The sequence below is a fragment of the Roseateles sp. P5_E8 genome, assembly GCF_054177665.1.
In genome coordinates this window covers 19,823-27,561 of sequence record NZ_JBGCUM010000063.1, presented here as the reverse complement: position 1 = coordinate 27,561, position 7,739 = coordinate 19,823, and the positions used below count along the sequence as shown (strand labels likewise).

6 protein-coding genes are annotated in these 7,739 nt (G+C 65.1%); 3 read left to right on the top strand and 3 right to left on the bottom strand.

Annotated features, from left to right (window positions below):
- Positions 1-103 precede the first annotated feature (103 nt).
- Positions 104-376 (bottom strand): hypothetical protein, encoded by a 273-nt coding sequence (locus ACXRVZ_RS24015; RefSeq protein WP_457424130.1) that lies wholly within the window; start codon positions 374-376, stop codon positions 104-106.
- 358 nt (positions 377-734) lie between these two features.
- Here ACXRVZ_RS24015 and ACXRVZ_RS24010 point away from each other — a divergent pair, with 358 nt between their 5' ends.
- The 3 genes from ACXRVZ_RS24010 (at position 735) to ACXRVZ_RS24000 (ending at position 5,786) form a co-directional block, all read left to right on the top strand.
- Positions 735-3,653, top strand: a complete 2,919-nt coding sequence (locus ACXRVZ_RS24010; protein ID WP_457424128.1) for a ribonucleoside-diphosphate reductase subunit alpha — start codon at positions 735-737, stop codon at positions 3,651-3,653.
- A 157-nt stretch (positions 3,654-3,810) separates the two neighbouring features.
- Positions 3,811-4,983: a ribonucleotide-diphosphate reductase subunit beta gene (locus ACXRVZ_RS24005; RefSeq protein WP_457424126.1), complete on the top strand. Its 1,173-nt coding sequence runs from the start codon at positions 3,811-3,813 to the stop codon at positions 4,981-4,983.
- 209 nt (positions 4,984-5,192) lie between these two features.
- Positions 5,193-5,786: a histone gene (locus ACXRVZ_RS24000; protein WP_457424124.1), complete on the top strand. Its 594-nt coding sequence runs from the start codon at positions 5,193-5,195 to the stop codon at positions 5,784-5,786.
- 110 nt (positions 5,787-5,896) lie between these two features.
- On the opposite strand, the gene ACXRVZ_RS23995 is transcribed toward ACXRVZ_RS24000, so the two are convergent.
- Both ACXRVZ_RS23995 and prmA read right to left on the bottom strand, forming a co-directional pair.
- Positions 5,897-6,841, bottom strand: coding sequence for a zinc-ribbon and DUF3426 domain-containing protein (locus ACXRVZ_RS23995; protein ID WP_457424122.1), 945 nt, complete (start codon positions 6,839-6,841; stop codon positions 5,897-5,899).
- On the bottom strand, positions 6,838-7,734 hold the full coding sequence (gene prmA, locus ACXRVZ_RS23990) for a 50S ribosomal protein L11 methyltransferase (RefSeq protein WP_457424120.1): 897 nt from the start codon (positions 7,732-7,734) through the stop codon (positions 6,838-6,840). Before prmA ends, ACXRVZ_RS23995 begins: the two co-directional genes overlap by 4 nt.
- Positions 7,735-7,739: the final 5 nt, after the last annotated feature.

Below are 7,739 nucleotides of genomic sequence, written 5' to 3'. Positions count from 1 at the left end.
CGGTTGGACAAGACGGGTGGCTGCGTTGACCATAGGCTCGGGGACGAACTTCAAGCTCCGGGGGACAACAGGTTTGGCGCAGCTACCGCGACACGGAAGGCATTCAGCGCGTGCCGCCAAATGCTTGATTGGAAAGATACAAGGGGACGGCGATGCTTGCGGCATTGAGCCGCGCGCACATCGCCAGGCGGGCCGGCTTGGGAGCGGCCCGGCGCTCGGCCCGCGAATTCATACGCTTCGTGACACCTCGGGATTTGCCCTGCTTGAATTCGCCGATGGTCAGAGAGCGGCCGGCGGCGAGCTGGCCAAACGTAGCAACGGCGCGGCTTCGCGGCCCGCTTTCAGCCGCAAACCCAATGCCGATGCGGGGGGCCATAGCTCACGCTCGATTTGATCGATGCAAAGCGGTGATTCGGCCTTTGTCCAGGAAGAGTTGCTGCTCGGGTTGACACTAGGGGTGTGGGTCACCCAGTGGCTTCGACACTAGATATAGTGTCCTTCGTGATATCCTGCTAACCCAGTCGCACCCATGACCTTCCCCTCGGATTCGCTGTTTGACGTGGCCTGCCGCCCGCAGCAACGAACCCGTGGACCCAGCCGGAATGCCGGTCGGGCAATGGACCGGCAGGGACGAAATACCCCCATTGAAGCAACGCAATTTGCGTCGGCCCTCCTCAGGGTTGCTGCCGCGCATTTGCCCGCTATTTCCAGATTTTCTCGATAAGGATCCCCTCATGCTGCATGAAGCCGTCACGGGCCAGGCACTCGCCACTCCCGCGCTTTCCTCGGTATCTCCGGTCGCGTTTGGGTCCGACGCTCAAGCCTCCAGCGCCCCCACGGCGTCGAGCTACCAGGCCTACCAGATCATTCGCCGCAACGGCGCCGTGGTCTCGTTCGAGCCGAGCAAGATCGCTGTTGCGCTGATGAAGGCCTTCTTGGCCGTGCACGGCACCAGCGGCGCGGCCTCGGCCAGCGTGCGCGAGACGGTCGAGCAACTGACCCAGAACGTCGTGCGCGCCCTGCTGCGCTCGCGCCCGAGCGGCGGCACCTTCCACATCGAGGACGTGCAGGACCAGGTCGAACTGGGCCTGATGCGCAGCAGCAACCACGAGGTCGCCCGCGCCTACGTGCTGTACCGCGAACGCCGCACGCAGGAGCGCGCTGCCCAAGGTGAAGCCAGCCGTGCCGCCGAGCCGGCGCTGATGGTGGTGGACCGTGGCGAGCGCCGCCCGCTGGACCTGGCCCAGCTGAAGTCGCTGATCACCTCGGCATGCGAGAACCTCGGTGCCGACGTGAAGCCCGACCCGGTGTTGGCCGAGACCCAGCGCAACCTGTATGACGGCGTCGCCATCGACGAGGTCTACAAGGCCGCGATCCTGGCCTCGCGCACGCTGATCGAGAAGGACCCCGGCTACAGCCGCGCCACCGCTCGATTGCTGCTGCACACGATCCGCCGCGAGATCCTCGGCGGCGAAGTGCTGCAGGGCGAGATGACCACGCGTTACGCCGAGTACTTCCCCGGCTATATCAAGAAGGGCATCAAGGCCGAGCTGCTGGACGAAAAGCTGGGCCAGTACGACCTGGCTCGCCTGGGCGCCGCGCTGAAGGCCGAGCGTGACCTGCAGTTCGACTATCTCGGCCTGCAGACGCTATATGACCGCTACTTCCTGCACATCGCCGACGAGCGCATCGAGATGCCGCAGGCCTTCTTCATGCGCGTGGCCATGGGCCTGGCGCTGGGCGAGATCGACCGCGAAGCGCGCGCCATCGAGTTCTATGAAGTGCTGTCGAGCTTCGACTTCATGTCCAGCACGCCGACGCTGTTCAACGCCGGCACGCGCCGCTCGCAGCTGTCCAGCTGCTACCTGACGACCGTGGCCGACGACCTCGACGGCATCTACGAGGCGCTGAAGGAGAACGCGCTGCTGAGCAAGTTTGCCGGCGGCCTGGGCAACGACTGGACGCCGGTGCGCGCGCTCGGCTCGCACATCAAGGGCACCAACGGCAAGTCGCAAGGCGTCGTGCCGTTCCTGAAGGTCGTCAACGACACGGCCGTCGCCGTGAACCAGGGCGGCAAGCGCAAGGGCGCGGTCTGCGCCTACCTTGAAACCTGGCACCTGGACATCGAAGAGTTCCTGGACCTGCGCAAGAACACCGGCGACGACCGCCGCCGCACGCACGACATGAACACGGCGAACTGGATTCCCGACCTGTTCATGCGCCGCGTGCTCGAAGGCGGCGACTGGACGCTGTTCAGCCCCAGCACCTGCCCGGACCTGCACGACCTGTTCGGCAAGCCGTTCGAGGCGGCCTACACGGCCTACGAGGCCAAGGCAGACCGCGGCGAGATCAAGCTCTTCAAGCGCATGCCTGCCAAGGACCTGTGGCGCAAGATGTTGTCGATGCTGTTCGAGACGGGCCACCCCTGGATCACGTTCAAGGACGCATGCAATGTCCGCAGCCCGCAGCAGCACGTCGGCGTCGTGCACTCCAGCAACCTGTGCACCGAGATCACGCTGAACACCAACGACAGCGAGATCGCCGTCTGCAACCTCGGTTCGGTCAACCTGGCCCAGCACATCAAGGACGGCCAGATCGACCAGGTCAAGCTGAAGAAGACGACGCGCACCGCGATGCGCATGCTCGACAACGTCATCGACATCAACTACTACGCCGTCAAGAAGGCGCGTGATTCCAACCTGCGCCACCGTCCGGTCGGTCTGGGCATCATGGGCTTCCAGGACGCGCTGTATCAACTGCGCACGCCTTACGCCTCGCAGGCCGCGGTCGACTTCGCCGACCGCTCGATGGAAGCCGTCTGCTATCACGCCTACTGGGCCTCGACCGAGCTGGCCGAAGAGCGCGGCCGCTATTCCTCGTACAAGGGCTCGCTGTGGGACCGCGGCATCCTGCCGATCGACTCGCTCGACCTGCTGGCCGACGCTCGCGGTGGCTACGTCGACGTGGACCGCTCGACATCGATGGACTGGGACGCGCTGCGTAGCCGCATCACCACCTATGGCATGCGCAACAGCAATTGCGTCGCCATCGCGCCGACCGCGACCATCTCCAACATCATCGGCGTGGACGCTTCGATCGAGCCTTGCTTCGGCAACCTGTCGGTCAAGTCCAACCTGTCCGGCGAGTTCACCGTCATCAACGAATCCCTCGTGCGTGACCTGAAGGCGCTGGGCCTGTGGGACGACGTGATGGTCATGGACCTCAAGCACTTCGACGGCTCGCTGCGCCGCATCGACCGCGTGCCCGAAGAGATCAAGGCGCTGTACGCGACGGCCTTCGAGGTCGACACCGTGTGGCTGATCGAAGCCGGCGCGCGCCGCCAGAAGTGGATCGACCAGGCGCAGAGCCTGAACATCTACATGGCCGGCGCATCGGGCAAGAAGCTCGACGAAACCTACAAGCTCGCGTGGCAGCGCGGCCTGAAGACGACCTACTACCTGCGCACCACCAGCGCGACGCAGGCCGAGAAGAGCACGGTCACGCGCTCCGGTCAGCTGAACTCGGTGTCCAACAGCACCGCAGCGATGGCCGCTGCACCGGTCGCACCCATTGCTGTCGTCGAGCCCGAACTGCCGGCCACGGACATGAAGTTCTGCTCGATCGACAACCCCGACTGCGAAGCCTGTCAGTGAGTTGAAGCAGAGGCGGCAACTTGTATAGACAAGTTGCTGCCTCGCGTTTCGATGCCCTCGCGCAACAAACATTGCGCGATAGATGCAAATAGCTGTAGCCAGACCTTGTTGATTTGCACAAGCGCTACCGATAATTCGAAGTGATAGGAAAGACACCATGCTGGATTGGGACGAAGACCTGAAGTCCACTGATACCCACACCGCGAAGCCTCTCGCGGCCATGCCTTCGGCGACTGCTTCGGCAACTGTGTCGCGCGAAGCTGCCAGCGTCTCTATCCCCGCTCCCCAACTGTCCGGCGAACCCGTCACTGCGCGCAGAGTGAAGGCCGCCGACAAGCGCATCATCAACGGCCAGACCGACGTCAACCAGTTGGTGCCGTTCAAGTACAAGTGGGCCTGGGAGAAGTACCTCGCCACCTGCGCCAACCACTGGATGCCGCAGGAAGTGAACATGAGCCGCGACATCGCGCTCTGGAAGGACCCCAACGGCCTGACCGAAGACGAGCGCCGCATCATCAAGCGCAACCTCGGCTTCTTCGTCACCGCTGATTCGCTAGCCGCCAACAACATCGTGCTGGGCACCTACCGCCACATCACGGCGCCCGAGGCTCGCCAGTTTCTGCTGCGCCAGGCGTTCGAAGAGGCGATCCACACGCACGCCTACCAGTACATCGTTGAATCGCTCGGCCTCGACGAGAGCGAGATCTTCAACGCCTACAACGAAGTCCAGTCCATCCGTGACAAGGACGAGTTCCTGATCCCCTTCATCGGCGCGATCATGGACCCGCACTTCCACACCGGCACGCCGGAGAACGACCAGACGCTGCTGAAGAGCCTGATCGTTTTCGCCTGCCTGATGGAGGGCCTGTTCTTCTACGTCGGCTTCACGCAAATCCTGGCGATGGGCCGCCAGAACAAGATGACCGGTGCTGCCGAGCAGTACCAGTACATCCTGCGCGACGAGTCCATGCACTGCAATTTCGGCATCGACCTGATCAACCAGATCAAACTTGAGAACCCGCACCTGTGGACGGCTGAGTTCAAGGCTGAAATCAAGGCGCTGTTCCTGAAGGCTGTCGAGCTGGAATACCGCTACGCCGAGGACACCATGCCGCGTGGCGTTCTGGGCCTCAACGCCTCGATGTTCAAGGGCTATCTGCGCTTCATCGCCAATCGTCGCGCGGTGCAGATCGGCCTCGAAGCGCTGTTCCCCAATGAAGAAAATCCCTTCCCCTGGATGAGCGAGATGATCGACTTGAAGAAGGAACGCAACTTCTTCGAGACCCGCGTCATCGAGTATCAATCGGGCGGGGCACTGAGCTGGGACTGAAGTCCCGGCCATCACAAGATCAAGACCTGGCCAATGCAGTCACCGAGCGAAACCCGCATCAACACGCTAGACGTGGCGGGGCTGCATGGCGATCCCATTCACCGTATCGAGGCGCTCCTCCTGGGCGACTCTCGGACGGTGAATAACCGTATCCGCACGGACCGGTCCGTGCGGGACGGTGACTTTTCCACTTGATCAAGGAGAAAACCATGGCAACTGCGAAGAAGGCTCCGGCCAAGAAGGCCGCCGCTACCCCGGCGAAGAAGGCTGCTGCTCCGGCGAAGAAGGCCACTCCGGCCAAGAAGGCTGCTGCTCCGGCGAAGAAGGCCGCTCCGGCCAAGAAGGCTGCTGCTCCGGCCAAGAAGGCCGCTCCGGCCAAGAAGGCTGCGGCTCCGGCGAAGAAGGCCGCTCCGGCCAAGAAGGCTGCCGCTCCGGCGAAGAAGGCCGCTCCGGCCAAGAAGGCTGCTGCTCCGGCGAAGAAGGCCGCTCCGGCCAAGAAGGCTGCCGCTCCGGCGAAGAAGGCCGCTCCGGCCAAGAAGGCTGCTGCTCCGGCGAAGAAAGCCGCTCCGGCCAAGAAGGCTGCCGCTCCGGCGAAGAAGGCCGCTCCGGCCAAGAAGGCTGCCGCCAAGCCTGCGGTCAAAGCCGCTGCGAAGCCTGTTGCCAAGAAGGCTGCAGCTCCGAAGAAGGCGGCAGCCAAGCCTGCCCCTGCGGCCAAGCCTGCCGCTGCTGCGACCGCTCCTGCGGCCAAGACCGCGCTGAGCCCGCAAGCTGCGTGGCCCTTCCCCACGGGCAACAAGCCCTAAGCGTCTGTCTGAACGGGCGGTTCGCCGCCCGTTCCCTCACTCGCGAAACCCGGCCCGCTCTGCGGTGCCGGGTTTTTTATTGGCCGGTCGCGATGCGGCGTCGCGCGACCTTAGGGATAAAAGGCGTCGACCTGGTAGCCGCTCACCGACTGGCCGGCCGTGCGGAAGGTGAATGACAGCGACTGCTCCGACAGAGCGGGAATCTCTTGCAGCTGGGGGCTCAACGCTTTGGGCTCGAACGCCCCGCGGGCGAGCAGCGCGCCACTTGCATCGGTCAGTCGCAGGTCGATCCACGGTGCGGCGACGGCGACATTCGCGAGGTTGCTGAGGGTCAGGGTCAACTTGTAGCTGTTGCTGCCATCGATTGGCGTCAGTGACGTCGACTCGACTTTGAGCGCGTCCGGGCGCAGCCATGGCCGGACCTCGCAGCCGAACAAGCCGCACAGACCTTGAAGGGTGCCACGCAGCGGCGGGTTCAGCGCTGCGAGTGCATCGCGGAAATGCAGCGTGACCTGCAGGGCCAGCAGCAGAGCCAGCAGCGCGGACGCGCCGCCCAACGCCAGGCGGACGCGCGGCCTGTTCCAGCGCGCAGTGCTTTCCGCGCGGCGCATGAACTCCGGCACGACCGCCGCCGGGGTGGCTGAAGGCTCGGCAACGAGAGGTGCTGGCGCGGGAAGCGGTGCCAGCGGCGCAGGAGGGGCGGACGGTGGTTCGCGAGGTTCATCAACCCAGCGCGGCTCCTGCCGGGCAACCTCGCTGGGCCAGCCGGTCGGCAATGCCTCGGCGCGCGGCTCGGGGTCGGGCGGCGGCATCCACAGCGGTTCGGGTGGCGGCGGTGGAGGAGCTGGCGGTGGGGGCGGTTCGATGACTGGCTCAGGCGTGAAGGCAGCAGGCCAGGGCGGCGGCGCTTCCTGTTCAATGTCGAACAGCAGTTCGCGCGCATCGAAGATCTCGGCGCAGCGGCCGCAACGCACCCAACCGTCGGAGACGCGCAGTTGGTCCTCGACGATCCGGAAGACCGTGCCGCAGGCGGTGCAGCGCGTCGCCAGGCTCATTCGGGGCGCCGGGCCGTCATCAAGATCCAGCCATCCTCTTCATCGCTGACGTCTAGCGCCAGCCAGGGGCCGTAGGCCGCCTTCAACTCGTCGGCCTGGCGCGACAGGATGCCGGCGAGAATCAGATGGCCCCCTGGCGCGACGTGGGCGCACAGCAGCGGCGCGAGCAGCTTCAGCGGCGTGGCCAGGATGTTGGCGATGACCAGCGGGTACTCGCCTTTCGCCAGGTCCGGCAGGCCGGTATTCAGCGTCACGCCGTTGACCGTCGCGTTGTCGCGAGACGAGGTGACGGCCGCCGGATCGATGTCGACCGCGTCGATGTTCGTCGCGCCATGCAGCGCCGCACCGATGGCCAGGATGCCGGAGCCGCAGCCATAGTCCAGCACTCGATCCCAGGCCTCGCCGCGCCTCGCAATCCAGCGCAGGCACATCCGCGTCGTCGGATGCGTGCCGGTGCCGAAGGCCAGGCCAGGGTCCAGGCGCATGACACGCAGGGCCTGCGGCGGTGCCTGGTGCCAGCTCGGCACGATCCAGAACTCGGGCGTGATCTCGACCGGCGCGAACTGGCTTTGCGTCAGGCGCACCCAGTCCTGCTCGGGCACGGCCTGGATGGCCTGCACATGCACGTCGCTCGCCCAGTCCTGCGCCAGGATCAGCGTTGCGGCCTCGGTGGCCTCGGGCTCCGACGGGAACAGCGCCTTGACGACTGACCGCTCCCAGCCGGCTGCCGGCGCAGGCATGCCCGGTTCACCGAACATGGCCTGCTCCGCGTCCGTGTTCGCGTCGGCGTCCTCGACGGACACCGCAAGCGCATCGATCTCCATCAGCCCATCGCTGACGATTTCGACGTCGGCCTCGCGGCAGACCAGGGCCAGCTCGAAGAGATTGCTCATCGCGG

Bases quoted from the DNA above. Each gene is read 5' to 3' on its own strand.
- ACXRVZ_RS24005 (WP_457424126.1), top strand. From the start codon at position 3,811: ATGCTGGATTGGGACGAAGACCTGAAGTCCACTGATACCCACACCGCG.
- prmA (WP_457424120.1), bottom strand. From the start codon at position 7,734: ATGAGCAATCTCTTCGAGCTGGCCCTGGTCTGCCGCGAGGCCGACGTC.
- ACXRVZ_RS24010 (WP_457424128.1), top strand. From the start codon at position 735: ATGCTGCATGAAGCCGTCACGGGCCAGGCACTCGCCACTCCCGCGCTT.
- ACXRVZ_RS24000 (WP_457424124.1), top strand. From the start codon at position 5,193: ATGGCAACTGCGAAGAAGGCTCCGGCCAAGAAGGCCGCCGCTACCCCG.
- ACXRVZ_RS24015 (WP_457424130.1), bottom strand. From the start codon at position 376: ATGGCCCCCCGCATCGGCATTGGGTTTGCGGCTGAAAGCGGGCCGCGA.
- ACXRVZ_RS23995 (WP_457424122.1), bottom strand. From the start codon at position 6,841: ATGAGCCTGGCGACGCGCTGCACCGCCTGCGGCACGGTCTTCCGGATC.